A 17,794-nucleotide genomic window follows, 5' to 3' on the forward strand; every position below is an offset into this window, starting at 1 on the left:
GTTCTTCGCGCTGCGACGTTTGTGACGTGCCCGGCACGGGTAATCGGCGGATGCGCACCGACGCGCCCCCTCTGAGGATATGCCCACGCCTGTTCGCGCCTGGGCATGGACTACCACCGAGCGGACACATCTTCTCGTGACGACTCGTCCTGGACCGAGAATATTCCTACTTCGGCGCCCGCCGCAGCCCACAGGCGAGAGTAGGGGCCGTGCATTGATAGGAGTTCGTCATGAGTGCCGATTTCGGTGATTCGCCCGTGTTCCACGACGGCGATTCGATCGGCCTGCGCGGCGGTCGCGAGCCGGTGCGCGACGATCACAGCGGTCCGGCCGCGAGTCACCGATTCGTTCGCTACCAGCACCGATGCTTCGGCGGCGGGGTCGAGGACAGCGGTCGCCTCGTCCAGCAGCAGTAGATCCGGACCGACCAGTTCGGCTCGGGCCAGGGCAATCAGCTGCCGCTGCCCCGCGGACAGCCCGCGACCCCGTTCGCCCACCGGTTGCCGCATTCCCAGCGGCAAAGCGTTGATCGTGGGCAGCGCGCCGACCGCGGCGGCCGCGGATTCGATCTCCGCAAGACTCGCAAAAGGTTTGCCAAATGCAATGTTGCTGGCAATGTCGCCGGCGAATAAGTGAGCTTCCTGCGGCACCACCCCGAGCCGCGAACGGAAGCCGGCCAGCGCGTAGTCGCGGATATCGATGCCGTCGACCCTGATAGCGCCGTTTTCCTCGTTGTTTTCGGCGCTGTGATGCGAATCCGCTATATCGATCTTCGATAGCGCCGTGAGTGAACCGTGATTTGCCTCACGCGGCATGTCGTAAAGCCGGGCAAGCAGTTTCACGACCGTGGACTTGCCCGCGCCCGTCGCCCCGACCAGCGCCAGACTCGTCCCCGCCGGGATTCGCAAACTCACACCGTCGAGGGCTGGCGTCCGGGTGCCGGGGTATTGGAAGCGCACCCGATCGAACTCGACCTCGCCGCGCAGGCCCGGCGCGGCGTCCACCGCGCCGTCCGGATCCGGTGCGATCGAGGAGGGCGTGCGCAGCAGTTCGCCGATGCGCCGCAGGCCGACCCGGGCCTGCTGATACCCGTCGAACAGCTGCGACAGCTGATGGACCGGTCCGAACAGCAGGCCGAGATAGAGCACGAACGCGACCAGGGTGCCCGCGCTGGTGACGCCCTCGGCCACCTGCCGCGCCCCCAGGAACACCACCGCCGCCAGCGCCAGATCCGCCCAGCCGCCGACGAAGGCGAAGAACAGCGAGATGGCGCGCTGGGCCCGCATCCGGCTGTCGCGGTAGCGCCCCGAGTACTCGGCGAAGCGCCGGGCCGCGAGCGCCTCGTGCCGGTGCGCCTGCACCACGCGCAGCCCGGCGACGTTCTCGGCGAAGTCGCCGTTCACGGTCGCCGCGTGCTCGCGCGAGGCACTGTAGGCCGCGTTGGACGCGCGGCGGAAAGCCCAGGTGGCGATGATGAGTGGCGGCAGCGCGACCAGCACGACCAGCGCCAGGCGGGCGTCGATGACGGTCAGCGCGACCGCCACACCCGCCACCATGAGCAGACTGACCAGGGCGTCGGGCATACCCGTCTGCAGGAAGGTGGACAGCGCGTCGACGTCGGTGGTCATGCGCGTGAGGATCTTTCCGGACAGCTCGCGCTCGTAGTAGTCGAGCCCGAGCCGCTGCAGATGCGCGTAACTGCGCACCCGCAGGCCGAACAGCACCCGCTCGCCGGCCTTGGCGCCCCACACCAGCGCCGTCGAGGCCGCGAGCCAGCCGATCACCGCCAATACCGTCCCCGCGACGGCCGCGATGACCAGCGTCCCCGCGTCCTGCCGGGTCACGCCCCCGTCGATGGCGTACCGCACGATCGACGGAAACCCGACGCCCGCAACGGCATCCACCGCCAGCAGCGCCATGGTCCCCGCGACCAGCCACCGCACCGGCCGCAGCGCGCTCGCCAGCCGGAACCCGGGATCGGGCTCCCGCAGCCGCTTCCCGTCCATCTCCGGTCGCTCGGTCGCCGCGGGCATCCCCCGCAGCCCGCGCAGCACCTCGGCCGGGATCTCGGCGCCGGGTGCGATCGGCCGATCGGCCTCGCGCGCCGCCGGTTTCGACTGCTCGGGCCGGTGGTCGCCGACGCTCGCTGACTCGGGGGGCGTGTGCCCGGTCCCGGGGACGGTTGCCTGCTCGACTACCTCGGATCCGCCGGCCGAGCCTGTTGTGTGCTCGGCCGGTGTGAGACCGGCGGTGGGATCGGTCGCGCGCTCGATCGATGCGAGCCCACTCGCCGGGTCCGAACGCCGGCCGTTGGTATCGGCCCGGCTCGCCGGCTCAGCCGCCGCCGGGAACGGTGCGGGCGCGCCCGTCGCGGCGAGGCCGGGCTGTTCCGGGTCCGCGGGCGGGAGCGGGCCGGGGAGGCGGATCACGCGGTCGGCGCGGGCCAGGGTGGACTCGCGGTGGGCCAGGATCAGGGTCGTGCGGGGGTGATCGGTGGGGAGGGCGTCGAAGATCGCGGCCTCGGTGAGGGCGTCGACGGCGGAGGTGGCGTCGTCCAGGATCAGGACGCGGGGGTCGGTGAGCAGCGCGCGGGCCAGGGCGATGCGCTGGCGCTGGCCGCCGGACAGGGTGAGGCCGCGTTCGCCGACCACGGTGTCGTAGCCGTCGGGGAGCGCGGTGATGAACTCGTCGGCCGCGGCCCGGGTCGCCGCGGACCGGATCTCGGCGGCGGTCGCCTCGGGTCGGCCCAGGGCGATGTTGGCGGAGATGGTGTCCGAGAGCAGGAACGCCTCGTCGAAGACCACGCCGACGGCCGAACGCAGGTCGGTGGCGCGCAGGTCCGCGATGTCGGCCCGGGAATCGTTGCCGTACAGCGTGATCCGGCCGGACTGCGGGGTGTAGAAGCGCGGGATCAGCAGCGACAGCGTCGACTTGCCCGAACCCGCCGGGCCGATGATCGCGACGGTCTCCCCGGGCGCGATGGTCAGGTCGAAGCCGTCCAGGACGTGCCGGTCCGGGGTGAAACCGAAAGTGAGAGCCTCGATCTCGACGCCCAGCGGGCCGGCGGGCAACTCCACCGGATGCTCCGGATCGGTCTGCTCCGGCGCGCTGTCGATGACCTCGTGGACGCGTTCGGCGGCGGCCCGGGTCAGCTGGGCGAGCACCACCACCATGGACACGGTGCGGGTCGCCGCGGTCATCGTGCCGACATAGGCGCTGAAGGCCAGGAAGGTGCCCAGGCCGATCGAGCCGCGCAGGGCCAGCGCGCCGCCGACCGCGATCACCGCGACCAGTCCGAGCTGGGGGATGGCCGCCAGGGTCGGTGCGAAGCGGGCGTCGATGCGGGCCGCGCGCATGCGCTCCCCGTACAGCTCGCGGCCGTGCCGTTCGAGCACATCCACCATGCGCGCTTCCTGGCCGAAGCCCTTGACCACCCGGACGCCGGTGACGGTCTCCTCCACGTGCTGGGCCAGATCCGCGGCGCGCTGCTGCGCGGACCAGGTGGCCGCGTACAGCCGCGGTCGCACGCGGTAGACCACGAGTCCCAGCACCGGCACGACCAGCAGCGCGGTCAGGGCCAGCGGCGGCGAGAGCCACAGCATGACCCCGGCCGCGAGCACGAATTGCACCGCGGCGAGCGAGGACCACGGGCCCATGGCCAGCAGGCCCTGGACGAGGGTGAGGTCGCTGATGGATCGCGACACGACCTGGCCGGTGCGCAGGGCGTCCTGACCCGGCCCGTCCAGGCGCTGGAGCGCGCCGAGCAGATCGACGCGCAGTTCGTGCTGCACGTCCAGGGCCAGGCGGCCGGCGAGCATGCCCGGCTGAAGCTGGTGCCGAACCGGGCGGCGGCGAGCAGGGCGAGCAGTCCGGCCATGGCCGTGATGATCTCGGTGTTCCCGGCGGTCGCGCCGTCCAGGGCGCGTTTGGCCAGCAGCGGCCCGGTCACCTCGATGACCGCGCCCACCAGCACGGCCAGCCCGATTCCGGCCAGCATCCAGGGGTGCTCCCGCGCCCGCCGCCACAGCCGCCGCAACCAGCCGCCGGTCCGCCCGTTCCCGGCCGTCGCCCGCACCACGGGGTCACCCCCGATCTCATCCACTCGACTCACACTCATCTGGATCGTCTAACGACGGGAGCACCCCCCGTTTGTTCCCGGGCGCCCGGGTTGTCCCGCGTGGCGGGCCGTGTCCGGCGGGTCCGCGAGTGTCCGGAGGTGTCCGGGTGCGAAGTCGGGACGTCGCCTTGTGCCCGGTGGCGTCTGCGTGGTCGGCTGGACGGAACTGTCCATTCGAAAGGGGCCGCGCCCATGCCAATCCAGCGTCTCAACCACGCTGTGCTGTTCGTCTCCGATGTGGAGCGCTCGGCCGCGTTCTACGGCGAGGTGCTCGGCTTCCGCCGGCTGCCGATGGGGTTTCCGGGCGGAGCGTTCCTCCAGGCGGAGGGCTCGGCCAACGACCACGACCTGGGTCTGTTCCAGTCGCCGGATCCGTCGACGCCGCACCGCACCGGCCGGGTCGGCCTCTATCACCTGGCCTGGGAGGTGGACACGCTCGACGAACTCCAGCGCGTGCGCGCGGCGCTCACGGCGGCGAACGCCCTGACCGGCGCCTCCGATCACGGCTCCACCAAGGCCCTGTACGCGGCCGATCCGGACGGCATCGAGTTCGAGGTCTGCTGGCTGGTCCCGGACGCCGCCGTGGAAAAGGCGCTGTCCGGCATGTCGGCGCCCACGGTTCCGCTCGATCTGCCCGCACTCATCGCCGAATACGGCGGTGACACCCCGGGCGGCCCGCGCACCGATCACGAGGTCTGGCGGCGGCTGTTCGCGGGTCGCGGCTGAGGAGCCGCTCGCGAACCCTGAGGCGCCGCTCGCGAATAGTTCTGGGGGCGGCGGCGTTCCGCCGGGGTCGCGGGTGGGTCAGAGGTCGCGGGTGGTGGTGAACCACCACGCCGCACCGGCCGCCGCGGCGGTCCAGAGCAGCAGCACCACGATGGCCGCCGGGGTCGGGGCGATGAGCCCGCCGTCGGTGAACTCGCTGCTGGTCATGGTGCCGAGGGTGGCCGAGACCGGAAGCACGGCGGCGACACCCGGGATCCCGGCCGCGCGGACGATGAGCCAGAGCAGCGGTTCCAGCAGCACCACGGCCAGGCCGACCGCCAGCGCCCGCACCGGCGAGCGCAGCAGGAAGCCCAGGGCCGTGCCGAGTACCGACCAGCACACCGCGGCCAGGGCCACCCCGGCCAGCACGGCGAACAACCAGGACCCGAGCTGCACCCGGTCCCGGCCGAACAGCAGCAGCGCGCCCACCGCGAGTGCCTCCGCCAGCACCACGATCGCCAGCGAAATCGCCGCCACCACGGCGGTTTTCGCCCCGAGCAGCACGTTGCGGTCGCGGGTGTACAGCGCGGTCAGCGCGAGCGATCCGTACTGGTACTCCGCACCCGCGGACAGCGCCCCGAACACCCCGGCGGCCAGCACGGCGGCCACCATGGCGACGGCGGCGAACAGCCCCGGCCAGCCCGCGGCGGAAATGACCTTGTCTTCGTCCTCGGACGGCAGCCGGTCCAGCATCAGCCCCAGCGTCGCGAAGGCCAGCACGGCCAGCACCGGCACCAGCCCGCCCAGCGCCTGGTTCACCCGCAGCGAGCCGGCCTTGCGCGCCTCCGAACGGGCCGCCCGCAGTACGGGTTCCGGTACGACGATGCGGTTCATCGACAGTCCTTTCGTCGCGAACGAGCGCGCACGGAATCGGGATGCTTCGAGGCCCCGGCTCCAGTCCCGTGGGGCGCGGCCGGCCGGGGACTCGTGCTCAACGCGGCATGCCGTACGCGGCGGGGTAGGGAGTGGGGGCCGGGCGGGTCAGGGTGGCCAGGACCTGGTCCGGGTGGATGTGTTCCGGGGTGATCTCGGTGAGCTGGACCCGGGCCAGGGCGGCGGCCGATTCCAGCTGCGCGAGTGAGGCTTCGGCGACGGCGAGGCGGCCGTCGGGGCGCATGACCGCGTCGGTGAAGCCCTGCGCGGCCAGGGTGGTGGCCAGCGCGATGGGGCTGGAAGCCTTGACCAGCAGTCGATCCGGATGGCTGCGGCGCAGCCGCGCCGGGCTGCCCTGATAGGTGACCTTGCCGCGATCGAGCACGATGAGCTCGTCCGCGACCGGCAGCACCGTGCTCAGGGTCCGCGAGGTCAGCAGCACGGTGCCGCCGCGGCGGGCGTGCCCCTGTAAGAACTCGAAGAGCCAGGCGGATTCGGCGAGATCGAGCCCGGACAACGGCTCGTCCAGCACCAGCAGCGGCGGATCGCCGAGCAGCGCGACGGCCAGCGCGAGGCGCGTCTGCGCGCCCGGGGGCAGCATCGAGATGCGTTCTCCGGCCACGGGTTCCAGGCGGGTCAGCGTCAGCAGCTCGTCGGCCCGCTCGTCGGGGACGCCGGCGGCCGCGGCGAAGACCCGCAGTTGCGCGCGCACCGTGCGCGCCGGATGCAGTCCGCGCGGGGTGAGCATCGCCCCGACGGGCTGCCGTCCGCGCCGTACGCCCGAGCCGGGCCCGCCCACGCTCGCGGTGCCCGAGGTCGGCCGCAATTGCCCGAGCAGCATGCGCAGCACGGTGCTCTTGCCCGCGGCGGCCGGCCCGATGAGCGCGGCCACGGTCCCGGCGGGCACCACGAAACTGACCTCGTCCACGACCCGGACGGTCCCGAAATCCCGGCTCAGTCCGGCGGCGGCGAAGGCGAGCGGGCGGGCCTGGCTCACTTCTGCAGTTTCTTGGGCGCGGCTTCCACGGCGGGCAGCGGGTCGGCGTCGATGACCAGCAGTTGCGGCCACACCCGCGGCGGCGGCCCGAAAGCCTTGCGCGAGTTGTCGATCAGGTTGTGGCCCAGGGCGCGGTTGCCGAAACCGCCGATGACCGCACCGATTCCGGCCGGGATCACCTTGCCGAGCATGAGCGCGCTGCGCTTGGCCAGGAATTGCACCATGAAGCGCTTGAGCAGCGAATCGTTCATCGCGCTGAGTCCGGGAATCTTGTTGGCCAGCAGGTTTCCCCAGTTCTTGGCCGAATGCCCGACGCTCTTCTGCACGATCGCCATGCCGCTGTCGCCCAGCACGACCGCGAGCACGAGCGCGCGGCGGCGTTCCTTGTCCTCGGGCGCGACGCCGTGCACGGCCGCCACGGCCAGGGTGTAGACGGCGGAGGCCTCCATGAAGAACGCGGTCTCCGCGCTCATGGCCGCCAGCGAGGCGACGGTACCGACGCCGGGGACCGCGGCGGTCGCGCCCACGGCGGTGCCGCTGCCGGTCACGGTGGTGAGGTACAGCTTCTCGATGCGCGCGATGATCTGCGCCGGAGATTCGTCGGGGTGGCTGCGCCGCAGCTTGTCCACGTACTTGGCGACGGCGGGTGCCTGTACCTGCGCCCCATTGTCGAGCAGCGAGACGACCGCCCGCTCGAGCCCGGTCTTGTACATCGCGATCCCCTTCTTCGTGCGGTCCTCCGACCGAAACTCTATGGCAATCGGACAACGAACCGCGAGAGAAGCCGGTTCCGCCCCGCGCGTTCGCACCGGACCCGCCTACGGTGAAGTGGTGTCCGGTGTGTCGGAGGGCGCGAGCGGAGTACCCGATCCGCGCCTGCGCGAGTTTGTCCTCGGTTACGAGGGTTACCTTTTGCGCGGATTCGAACCAGGCGTTCACGTGGGAATGCCCGGTCCGGGCCTGACCGTGATCGTCACCTTCGACGAGCCGCTGCGGATTCCGGTCACCGCGCATCCCGGGCAACCGGGCGGCAGCTGGGAGACCCTGGCCAGCGGGCTGACCGTGCGGCCGGTGGTCATCGCGCACTCGGGGTATCAGCACGGCGTCCAGCTGACGCTGACCCCGCGCGGCTGCCGGGCGCTGCTCGGGGTGCCCACCGCCGCCCTCGGTTCCTGGATGGTGGAGCTGGACGATCTGCTCGGGGGAGACGCCCGCGAACTGCGCGAGCGGCTCGCCGCCACCGCCGACTGGACAGCGCGCTTCGAGATCTTCGACGAGATCCTGCTGCGCCGCATGCGCCCGGTGCACTGGGATCCGGAGCTGGCCCGCGCCTGGGACCTGCTCGCCGGGGCGGATCCGGGTGTGCGGGTGGCGGCGGTCGCGGACGAGATCGGCTGGAGCCGGCGGCATCTGAGCGGCCGGTTCGCCGCCGAGTTCGGCATCACGCCCAAGGACGCGGTGCGCCTGGCTCGCTTCGAGCGCTCGCACCTGATGCTGCGGCTGCCCGATCCGCCCGCGCTCGCCGAGATCGCGGCGCTGACCGGCTACTACGACCAGGCCCATATGGCCCGCGAATGGCGTGAGCTGGCCGGATTGCCGCCCTCGGTCTGGCGCGAACGCGAGGAGTTCCCATTCGTCCAAGACCGACACGGGGCCGCCGCGACACCCTAGTGGCATGAGCGAATCAGCGAGCACCAAGACCCTGACCACCATCTGGCCCGCCCTGATCTATCGGGACGCCGACGCGGCGATCTCCTTCCTGGAGAACGTCTTCGGCTTCGAATGCACCGCCCGGCACGGCTCCCGCGAGGTCGTCGACCACGCCGAACTGCGCTGGCCCACCGGCGGCGGCATCATGCTCGGCTCGGTCCGCGAGGACTCGGCCCTGAGCGGGCAGCCCGCCGGGGTCGGCGCGATCTACATCGTCACCGCCGAACCCGACGCGATCTACGCCCGCGCGGTCGCCGCGGGCGCGACCGTCATTCGCGAGCTCCGCGACGAAACCGATTACGAGTCACGCGGTTTCACCTGCCGCGACCCCGAGGGCGTCTACTGGAGCTTCGGCACCTTCGCGGGGGAGTAGGGTCGCCTGCCGGGCCGGGTATCCCGGCACCGGTGCTCGGATGCCCGCGGCCGGGCCGACCGCGAGCTGACTGACTGCCGAGCCTGGTTGACGGCCCGCTCGACCGACCGCCGGGCCGATCGACCGCCGGGCCGATCGACCGCCGGGCCGATCGACCGCCGGGCCGACCGACTGCCCGGCCGACCTGCCGCTGGTCCGGCCGGTGAACTCCGACCGTCGAGGCGCTACGCGGAGTGCGCGGCCGGGACCACGTCGCCGGGCTGTGGCGGCGGGGGTGGGGTGCCGTCGCCGAAGGGGTTGCCGCCCAGCGCTTCCCGGCCGTGCGGGGTGAGCCAATCGGACAGCTCGGGGCCCTTGGGGACGATCCGCGTGGGATTGATGTCGGTGTGCACGATGTAGTAGTGCTCTTTGATCTGGGTGAAGTCGATGGTGTCGCCGAAGCCCGGGGTCTGGAACAGGTCGCGGGCGTAGGCCCACAGCACGTCCATCTCGGACAGTTTCTGCCGATTGCACTTGAAGTGGCCGTGGTACACGGGATCGAAACGCGCGAGGGTGGTGAACAGGCGCACGTCGGCCTCGGTGATGGTGTCGCCCACCAGGTACCGCTGCCCGGCCAGGCGTTCGGTCAGCCAGTCCAGGGCGGTGAACAGCCGGTCGTAGGCCGCGTCGTAGGCGTCCTGATCACCGGCGAACCCGCAGCGGTACACGCCGTTGTTGACCTCGGTGTACACCCGCTTGTTGACCGTGTCGATCTCCTCGCGCAGCTCCTGCGGATACAGCCGCGGCGCGCCGGGCCGGTGGAACTCGGTCCATTCGGTGGAGAAGTCGAGGGTGATCTGCGCGTAGTCGTTGGTGACGACCTGCCCGGTGGCGATCTCCACGATCGCGGGCACGGTGATGCCGCGCGGGTAGTCGGGGAAGCGCGCCAGGTAGGCGTCGCGCAGGAAGTGGATGCCGAGTACCGGATCCACGCCGCCGGGGTCGAGATCGAAGGTCCAGCTCCGCTTGTCGTGGGTCGGGCCGGGCATGCCCACGGACAGGGCCGATTCCAGGCCCAGCAGCCGCCGCACGATCAGCGTGCGGTTGGCCCACGGGCAGGCCCGCGCCGCGACCAGGCGGTAGCGCCCGGCCTCGACCGGGTAGCCCTCGCGCCCGTCGGCGGTGATCCGGGTGGTGATGTAGTTCGTGTCCCGCTTGAACCCGCCGGCTTCGACGTAGGTCCCGTTCTGCGATTCCGAGGTGGTCACGCGATCCAGTCTGGCAGAGACCGTGTCGTACATTCGGGACCATGACTGACTCGAAGCCCACCCGCCTGGAACGCATCGTCACCGCGGGAGGTGCGCGGGCCGCGATCATCACCGTCGCGCATCCGCCGCTGAATCTGTTCGACAAGGCGCTGCTGGACGCGCTCGCCGCCGATTTCGAGGAGCTGGCCGCCGATCCGCCGCGGGCGCTGCTGCTGCGCGCGGAGGGCAAGCTGGTCTCGGGCGGGGTGGACGTGCACGTGTTCGACGGCCTCACCACCGAGGAGGGCGCGCAGCTGTGGCAGACCCTGTTCGCGCGGGTCATCCATCCCATCGAGGCGCTGCCGTGCCCCGTGGTGTTCGCCGCGCACGGGCTGACGCTGACCGCGGCCTTCGAGATCGCGCTGGCCTGCGACATCATCCTGGCCGCGCCCAAGGCCAAGTTCGGCCTGGTGGAGACCGTGGTCGGGCTGACCCCGTCGATGGGCGGCCCGCAGCGCCTGGCCGAGCGCGCCGGTTCCGGCCGCGCCCGCGAGTTCGTGATGACGGGGGACCTGTACGACGCGGCCACCATGGCCGACTGGGGCGTGGTCAACGCGGTGCACGAGGACGTCGACGACGCCGCGCGCGCCCTGCTGGCCCGCCTGGCCGACGGGCCGACCCGCGCGCACGCCGCCACCAAGGAGATCATCGGGGCCTGGCGTTCGGGCGGTGTGGCGCACGCGGATTCGGTGACCCCGGAGATCTCGGGCCGCCTGTTCGCCACCTCGGACCTGAAGAACGCGGTCCGCAGCTTCCTCGATGTGGGGCCGGGCAAGGCCACGTACACGGGCGAGTAGTTCCCCGCGCAGCCGTCCGCGCCCGGGTTCCGGGCCGGGTGGTGCGGGGGTGTGCGGGGCGGGTGGAAACCGGAGCGGGGGAGCCCCGGACACGGGCAACTAGCCGCAAAGACGGCGCAATCCGCCCGTAGCTGTGATCTGCATCATATAGTCACTGGTGCCTGCTGGCCACAAGGCGCTCGGAGGGACCTATGTCGCAGCTACTGGTGGAATACCCGCACTCGCGAAATGCCCGGTGCGACAACCCCCTTGCGCGTGGGGCCGATGGCGTCCTGCGCTACGGAAACCTCAATCCGGCACTCACCGAGTTACTGGATATTCAGGTGCACACGTTCGCCGCGCGGGAGGCGGTCGTCGAGATCGGGGGCCCGCGGCTCACCTATCGCGAGCTATGGTATTCCGCCTCGCGGATAGCCGGCGGGTTGCAGGAGCACGGGATCGGCTACGGGGATCGGGTCGCGGTCCGCATGCCGGTGGGCGTGCGCTGGGTGCAGGCGTTCCTGGGCGCGCTGCTGTCCGGCGCGGTGCCGGTGCTGGTGCACGACCGGCTCCCGGACGCCCTGGCGGACAAGGTCATTCACGACGCCAGCGCCGACTACATCCTCGACGGCGGCGGCCGTGCGCACGGATACCGCGCGGCGCTGCCCGACGCCGCCGCGTTCATCGACGACGGCGCGTCCCTGGGTGAGCTGGCCCTGCTCTGCTACACCAGTCCCGGCTCTCCGGTCGGCCCGCGCGGGGTCGAACTCACCAACGAGAATCTGCTGTCCGCGATCCGCTCGGTGGTCGGGGCGCTGGAGCTACCCACGGCGGGGCTGCGCAACCTGGTGCTGCTGCCCCTGGCGCACGCGAGCGGCTGCGTCGATCAGCTGCTGCCGACCTTCGCGGTGGGCGGCACCGTGGTGCTGGCCCCGGATCCGGCCGCGATCGCCGAAACCCTTGCCGCCGAGCGAATAGACATGGTGGCGGCCACCCCGCGCATCTTCGCGGGCCTGCTACCGGAGCTGGCTGGACTGCGGATGGAGGGGGTCCGCAAGGTGTGCAGCGCGGGTCATCGCGCCGAACTCGCCGCCGTGGAACCGGGCGCCGCCGACACGGTCTCGGACTCGCTCCGCGCGGTCTTCCCCGCGGCCCGGCAGTGGTCGGTGTGGGGCGCCACCGAGACCAGCGGCATCGGGCTGGCTCGCGACGACGCCGCCCCCGATGCCTGCGACTCCCTCGGATTCGCCTTCGGCGGAACCGAACTCGCGCTCTTCGGCCCCGCCGCGGACACCGGTCGCGGCGAATTGCTCTGTCGCGGGCCGAATATCGCCCCGCGCTATTGGAACGACCCGCAGACCACCGAATCCCGGTTCACCGGTTCGTGGTTCCACACGGGCAACCACGTGACCATCGACCCGACCGGCCTGGTCCGCCGGGCTCCCGTCGCCTGAGACGAGGCGTTCCCGCGGCGCGCCGCGCGCATGACCGCCGACATCCGGCACAAGCCCGCGTCGAACATGCTGACGCCGCAGGGGCCGCCTGCCGGGGTGTGCCGGTTGCCAACATCGCGGACCCTCGCGCGGCCGCTAAACCGACATCCGCGCACGACACACGGGGCCCCGTGCGGAGACGATGCGAACTGTGGATCAAGCGCCGGGCTATCGCCTACTCGATGAAGCGGCCGCGCAGCGCGGTGCGCTGTTCGGGGGTGATGCCCACCTCGGCGAGGTAGCCGTCCAGGTCCCCGTACATCGCGATCATCGAGTCCGTGGCCGAGGCGAGGTACTCGGGTTTGACGCCGAGCAGGTCGTCGGAGAGCTCCTCGTTCGAGCCCTCGGTCATGATCGCGCGCAGGGTGGGCACGGCGTCGTTGCTGAGCAGGTAGTCGGCGTAGACGTCCTCCTCGGTGACGTCCACCGTGCGCAGCAGGGTCGCGATGGCCCAGCCGGTGCGGTCCTTGCCCGCGGCGCAGTGCACGAGCGCGGTGCCGGCGAGGGCCGATTCGGCCAGGGTCCGGATGGCCACGTGCGCCTCGGGCATGGCGGGGAACGTGCGGTAGACCTCGAGCATGTGGTTGGACGCGGTGGCGTGCGCCCGTGCCTCGTGCGGCGGGGTCAGGCTGATCTGGGAGTCGAACGGGGTGACGTGCAGGCGGACCTGATCGGGCAGGGCGTCGTGGCCGATGTGGTCGATCTCGGCGAAGCCGCGCAGGTCGTGCACGTCGGTGACGCCGAGGTCGAGCAGCCGGGAGCGGCCCTGGTCGTCGAGCCCGCTGAGCTGTGCCGAGCGGAGCAGGACCCCGTCGCGGACGCGGGCTCCGGCGGCGGTCCGGGCTCCGCCCACGTCACGGAAGTTGAAGGTGCCGGTGATCAGGAAAGGATCGTGGCGCGCAGAAGTCACCCGCTCAGGCTATCGGTGAGCGCGGGCGCGGGGGGTATCGAATCCGATGGGTGGAAGTGAATTCCAGGTAGTGACCGGCGCGTTGCGCCGGTGCGTCACTGTGCCCTGACCCACAGTGGCTATCTTCCGGGGAAGTGGTGTCCGTAAAATACCTAGCGGTACTAATGCCTGGTTTACCGGGCGATCCGGGAATTTCGGCCATTCCCATTCGATCGCGGGCGCGTCCCGATTAGGTAACAAAACAATCTTCCGGTACGAAATCGGCTATCAAAGCTGGTCGCGAACCCAGAAAACGACGTAGCATCGATACCTGTTGAACGGGTCCACCGAGGTGCAGCTCGGGATCAATGCTGATCTATCACCCGTTGAGGCAGCCGCGCAGGCGAGGTGCGCGAGTTCTTTTCGCCATAGGGAGTCGTCGTTGAGCGCTAGTGGAGAAATCACCCAGGTCGGACTTCGTCCTGCTATGACCGAGGCCATCGAGAAAGCTGCCGCGTCGCTCGACTTCAGTGGTAATCGTGCGCTGCGGGTGCTGCTGCACGCCGGGATCAGCACGCTGTGGCCGATCCTGAAGTCCAGCCCCGACCGGCAGATCCAGTCGTACGAGGCCACGCTGGCCATCCTGCGCCAGCGCTGGGAGGGTGGCCGGTCGGTCTGTGTGCCGGACCCGGTCGCCTCGGCCATGTTCCAGAACATGGACGCGGCGGTGACCGATTTCCTCGAGCTGTGCGCCCAGCGCTCGGGCACGCAGTGGCTCGAGCCGGTCGAGGCGGTCGCGGCCTACCTGGTGGCCGTCATCCAGGGCATGGTGCTGCGCTGGCTCTCCGATTGCGACGACGAGACGGCCCTGGTCGTGCTCGACGATCTGGTGTCCTACATGTCGACCAAGGCCGTCGACCTCTGATCGGAGCCCGGTAAGAATCCACCGAGATACTGGACGCATGACCAGTTTCGTGATCGAATGAAGCGGTGACCCAACCGTCTCCGATCACGGGGCTGCACGCGGCCACCGAGGACCTCGACCCGCCGCTCGCCGCCGTCGACATGACCGCGCTGCGGGCCAACGCCGCCGATCTGGTGCGCCGGGCGCGCGGGGTGCCGATTCGCGTGGCCAGCAAGTCCGTGCGCTGCCGCGCCGTGCTCGAAGAGGTGCTCGGCAGCGACCTCACCCGCTCCGGCGGCTTCGCCGGAATCATGGGATATTCGCTCGCCGAAGCCATTTGGCTCGCCCGCCAGGGCGCGCGGGACATCCTGCTCGGTTACCCCAGCGTCGATCGGGGCGCACTGCGCGAACTCGCCGCCGACCCGGTGCTGCTGGACGCCATCACGCTCATGATCGACGATCTCGATCAGCTCGACTTCGTGCGCGCCGTCATCGGTGACAAGCCCGGTCCTCGAATCTGTCTGGACGTGGACGCGTCCCTGCGCATCGGGCCGCTGCACCTGGGCGTGCGCCGCTCGCCGCTGCGCGAACCCGAGGACGTGGCGCGGGTGGCGGCCGCCGCGAAGCGGCGCGGTTTCCGGGTGGTCGGCGTCATGACCTACGAGGCCCAGATCGCCGGGTTGCCCGACACCAATCCCGCTGTGCGCGTGGTGAAGAAGCTCTCCGCCATGGAGATCCTGCGCCGTCGCCGCCGGGTGCTGGACGCGGTCCGCGCCGAGGTCGGCGAGCTCGAGATCGTGAACAGCGGCGGCACCGGTTCCATCGAGGTCAGCATTCAGGAACCCGGCGTCACCGAGGTGACCGCCGGTTCGGGTCTGTACCTGCCGACCCTGTTCGACGGCTACCGCAACCTCGCTCCCCGCCCGGCGATGTACTTCGCCCTGCCGGTGCTGCGCCATCCGGCCGAGGGCATGGCCACCGCCTACTCCGGCGGCTACATCGCCTCCGGTCCGACCGGGGCCTCGCGGGTGCCGAAACCGGTGTGGCCCTTGGGCCTGGGGCTGATCGGCACCGAGGGCGCGGGTGAGGTGCAGACCCCGCTCACCGGCGCCGAGGACCTCGCCATCGGCGACCGCGTCTGGTTCCGGCACGCCAAGGCGGGCGAGCTGTGCGAGCGCTTCACCGCGGTGCAGCTCGTCACCGACGGTGAGCGCGTCACCGTGCCGACCTATCGTGGCGAGGGGCAGTGCTTCGGCTAGTGGCCGCCGCGGGATCTCCGGTTCCGCGACGGGCACGGTAGCGGTCCGCTGCCGAACCCCGTCACATCCCATCCACCTGGAGCACCGCGGCCAGGTCGGAGAGCCCGGCCTCGGTGGCGGGCAGGAATTCGGTCAGCAGCGGTGAGCGCACGATGATCGCCGCCCACATGGCCCGGGATATCGCGCCGGTGACCCAGTGCCGCGAGACCAGCGCGCCGACGCCGTAGGGCGCGTCGCCGGGGGCGGAGGTGGTCATCGAGACCAGGACCACCGCCGCCTCGCGGCCCTGGAAATGATCGGCCGTGCCGACCAGGACATCCTCGATTCTGGCGCGGGACAGCAGGGTTCGGATCCGCGCGACCTGCGCGTGATACGGCGCGACCACCAGGATGTCGTGCGGGTGCAGGCGGCGGGTGCCCGTCGCGGTCTGCCACGGCAGCCCGATCAGGGTGCGCACCTGGCGCACGATCTCGCGCGCCTCCTCGGCGGATTCGGTGCTGTTGCCGTGATGTTCGACGGTGATCGTGCGCACGCCCGGGGCTACGCCGTCGAGTTCTCTTGCCAGGGTGACGGTTTCGTTCGATCGCAGCCGATTGTCGTAGCGCAGCCGGGACACCGGGCCGGACATGCGCGGATGCATGCGCCAGGTGCGGTCCAGGAAGTAGCCGAAGGCGGCGGGCAAGGTACGGTGCGGTCCCACCACGCGCCCGAGCACCGATTCATCGACCGGTTCGGGGTGCCTGCCGTGCCCGGCGGCCGGCGCGAGATCCCCGACCAGCAGCAGGTTTCGGGCGCCCGCCGCCACGGCGACCGCCTCGGCCAGCGGTATCCGGCCCGCGTCCACGATGACCAGCAGGTCCAGGCGATCGCGCGGAATGCGCCCGGGCTCGGTGTAATCGCGGGTCAGCCCGCCCACAACGCAGCCGTTGACCGCGTTGTCCAGGAATCGGGTGTAGTGCGCGGCCTCGATGTGCAGCCACTCCGAGGCCACCGACAGCGCGTCGGTCTTACCGACCAGTTCGGGCAGAATGCCTTCGCGCACAACGGCGTCCAGCACGTGCTCCACCACCGGATGCGCACGCGCCATGACCCCCACGCGCCATCGGTACCGGGTGACGAGTCTTTCCAGCACGCGCGCGACGGTGTCGGTCTTGCCGGTGCCGGGCGGGCCCTGCACCGCCACGTAGGAATCGTCGAGTTCGAGAACGGCGGCGGTGACCGCGGACGCGTGATCGCCGAACACCTCCGGCAGCGCCGCGCCGTCGCGCAGCCGCGGTGCGCGCCGGCACAGCAGGTCGAAGACCGCGTTCTCCGGCACCTCGGGCAGGGCCACCAGCAGCTGGTGCGCGACGTCCTCGAGTACCTCCTCCAGATGCTCGTCCCGGCCGGGCGGTCGGGGCGCGATGGCCGCCGGGAGTTCGGCGTACGGCGCACAGTCCTCGGGCAGCAGTTCCACCACCCGCACCACGTCCTCGAAATTGGCGGCCGGCGCGCAGCCCAGGACCGTGGCGTACGCGGTGGCCCGGCGGCCGGGCGCGGTGCGCATGCCGGGCGCGGGCCGGTCGTAGACGGTCAGTACCGGGGTGCCGGGCGGCGGCGGGTTGCCGGTGCCGAGCCGCCCGGTGAGGGTGAGGTAGCGGCGCAGCGGCTGCTGTCCGGTGCCGTGCCAGTCGGTGTCGACGGTGCCCGAATCGGCGATCAGCACCCCGGGCGTCTCGGCCCATTCGTCCACCGGATGATCGAGGCGGTCCTCGTGCGCCCAGCGCAGCGGCCGCCGCTCGCGCCGGTGATAGCCCAGTGCGGCAGCGGTATACGCGGCCGCGACCTGTGCGATGTCGCGTCGCTCCGGGCACTCGCTGTCGGCGAACTCCCGCAGCGCGGCCTCGACCTCGTCCGGTCCGCTCTCCCAGTAGTCGTAGGACATGCGCCGGGCGGGCAGCACCCCGTGTTCGGCGGCCAGTTCGAGCAGCCAATCCCGCAGCCGGAGTACGGCTTCGGGGTCGTCGTGGGGCCCGGCGATCGCGCCGCCCGGCACTCTCGCGGTCGGGTGCCCGAGGGGTTCGCCGTCGGCCGGGCGACCCCGGCCCGCTCCCCGGCGATCCGCGCCGTTGGGGACGGTGAGATTCGTGCCGCTCAGGTGTATGAGATCCACGCCGCTCGGGTGTGCGAGATTCATGCCGCTCGCGTGTACGGGATTCGCGTCGGTCGGGTGTGCGAGATTCATGCCGCTCGCGTGTACGGGATTCGCGTCGGTCTGGTGTGCGAGATTCATGCCGCTCGCGTGTACGGGATTCGCGTCGGTCTGGTGTGCGAGATTCATGCCGCTCGCGTGTACGGGATTCGCGTCGGTCT

General features: G+C 71.2%; 13 protein-coding genes and 1 pseudogene. 7 read left to right on the forward strand and 7 right to left on the reverse strand.

The features are described 5' to 3' along the window. Positions 1-110: 110 nt before the first annotated feature. Positions 111-4,027, reverse strand: a pseudogene (locus ABZ319_RS24825) (ABC transporter transmembrane domain-containing protein). Positions 4,028-4,309: 282 nt separating this feature from the next. Between ABZ319_RS24825 and ABZ319_RS24830 the strand changes: the two are divergent. Next, a complete protein-coding gene (locus ABZ319_RS24830; protein ID WP_354988871.1) occupies positions 4,310-4,843 on the forward strand; it encodes a VOC family protein in 534 nt (177 codons plus the stop codon). 78 nt (positions 4,844-4,921) lie between these two features. Here ABZ319_RS24830 and ABZ319_RS24835 read toward each other — a convergent pair whose 3' ends face one another. From ABZ319_RS24835 to ABZ319_RS24845, 3 genes are all read right to left on the reverse strand, one after another. Next, positions 4,922-5,716, reverse strand: a complete 795-nt coding sequence (locus tag ABZ319_RS24835) for an ABC transporter permease (protein ID WP_354988872.1) — start codon at positions 5,714-5,716, stop codon at positions 4,922-4,924. 97 nt (positions 5,717-5,813) lie between these two features. Next, a complete protein-coding gene (locus tag ABZ319_RS24840; RefSeq protein ID WP_354988873.1) occupies positions 5,814-6,752 on the reverse strand; it encodes an ABC transporter ATP-binding protein in 939 nt (312 codons plus the stop codon). Continuing rightward, on the reverse strand, positions 6,749-7,465 hold the full coding sequence (locus ABZ319_RS24845; protein ID WP_354988874.1) for a hypothetical protein: 717 nt from the start codon (positions 7,463-7,465) through the stop codon (positions 6,749-6,751). The genes ABZ319_RS24840 and ABZ319_RS24845 overlap by 4 nt, the downstream gene beginning before the upstream one ends. Positions 7,466-7,583: 118 nt before the next feature. Here ABZ319_RS24845 and ABZ319_RS24850 point away from each other — a divergent pair, with 118 nt between their 5' ends. Then, entirely contained in the window at positions 7,584-8,423 is an 840-nt protein-coding gene (locus ABZ319_RS24850; RefSeq protein WP_354988875.1) for a helix-turn-helix transcriptional regulator, read from the forward strand. Between the two features lie 4 nt (positions 8,424-8,427). Then, entirely contained in the window at positions 8,428-8,835 is a 408-nt protein-coding gene (locus ABZ319_RS24855) for a VOC family protein (RefSeq protein WP_354988876.1), read from the forward strand. A gap of 224 nt (positions 8,836-9,059) precedes the next feature. On the opposite strand, the gene ABZ319_RS24860 is transcribed toward ABZ319_RS24855, so the two are convergent. Further along, positions 9,060-10,082 (reverse strand): glutathione S-transferase C-terminal domain-containing protein, encoded by a 1,023-nt coding sequence (locus ABZ319_RS24860; RefSeq protein ID WP_354988877.1) that lies wholly within the window; start codon positions 10,080-10,082, stop codon positions 9,060-9,062. A 41-nt stretch (positions 10,083-10,123) separates the two neighbouring features. Between ABZ319_RS24860 and ABZ319_RS24865 the strand changes: the two genes are divergently transcribed. Beyond that, positions 10,124-10,918: an enoyl-CoA hydratase/isomerase family protein gene (locus ABZ319_RS24865; protein ID WP_354988878.1), complete on the forward strand. Its 795-nt coding sequence runs from the start codon at positions 10,124-10,126 to the stop codon at positions 10,916-10,918. A gap of 191 nt (positions 10,919-11,109) precedes the next feature. Beyond that, positions 11,110-12,351 carry an AMP-binding protein gene (locus ABZ319_RS24870; protein ID WP_354988879.1) on the forward strand — a complete coding sequence of 414 codons (1,242 nt, stop codon included), beginning with the start codon at positions 11,110-11,112 and terminating at the stop codon, positions 12,349-12,351. A 214-nt stretch (positions 12,352-12,565) separates the two neighbouring features. Here the strand turns inward: ABZ319_RS24870 and ABZ319_RS24875 are convergent, their stop codons facing one another. Beyond that, positions 12,566-13,300: a tyrosine-protein phosphatase gene (locus tag ABZ319_RS24875; protein ID WP_354988880.1), complete on the reverse strand. Its 735-nt coding sequence runs from the start codon at positions 13,298-13,300 to the stop codon at positions 12,566-12,568. A gap of 466 nt (positions 13,301-13,766) precedes the next feature. Here ABZ319_RS24875 and ABZ319_RS24880 point away from each other — a divergent pair, with 466 nt between their 5' ends. Both ABZ319_RS24880 and ABZ319_RS24885 read left to right on the forward strand, forming a co-directional pair. Further along, positions 13,767-14,204: a TetR family transcriptional regulator gene (locus tag ABZ319_RS24880; RefSeq protein ID WP_354988881.1), complete on the forward strand. Its 438-nt coding sequence runs from the start codon at positions 13,767-13,769 to the stop codon at positions 14,202-14,204. 65 nt (positions 14,205-14,269) lie between these two features. Further along, positions 14,270-15,442: an amino acid deaminase/aldolase gene (locus tag ABZ319_RS24885; protein ID WP_354988882.1), complete on the forward strand. Its 1,173-nt coding sequence runs from the start codon at positions 14,270-14,272 to the stop codon at positions 15,440-15,442. A 61-nt stretch (positions 15,443-15,503) separates the two neighbouring features. Here ABZ319_RS24885 and ABZ319_RS24890 read toward each other — a convergent pair. After that, positions 15,504-17,794: DEAD/DEAH box helicase (locus tag ABZ319_RS24890; protein ID WP_354988883.1), on the reverse strand; the 2,291-nt coding region annotated here is incomplete at its 5' end.

Source organism: Nocardia sp. NPDC005978 (assembly GCF_040614455.1).
Lineage (GTDB): Bacteria > Actinomycetota > Actinomycetes > Mycobacteriales > Mycobacteriaceae > Nocardia.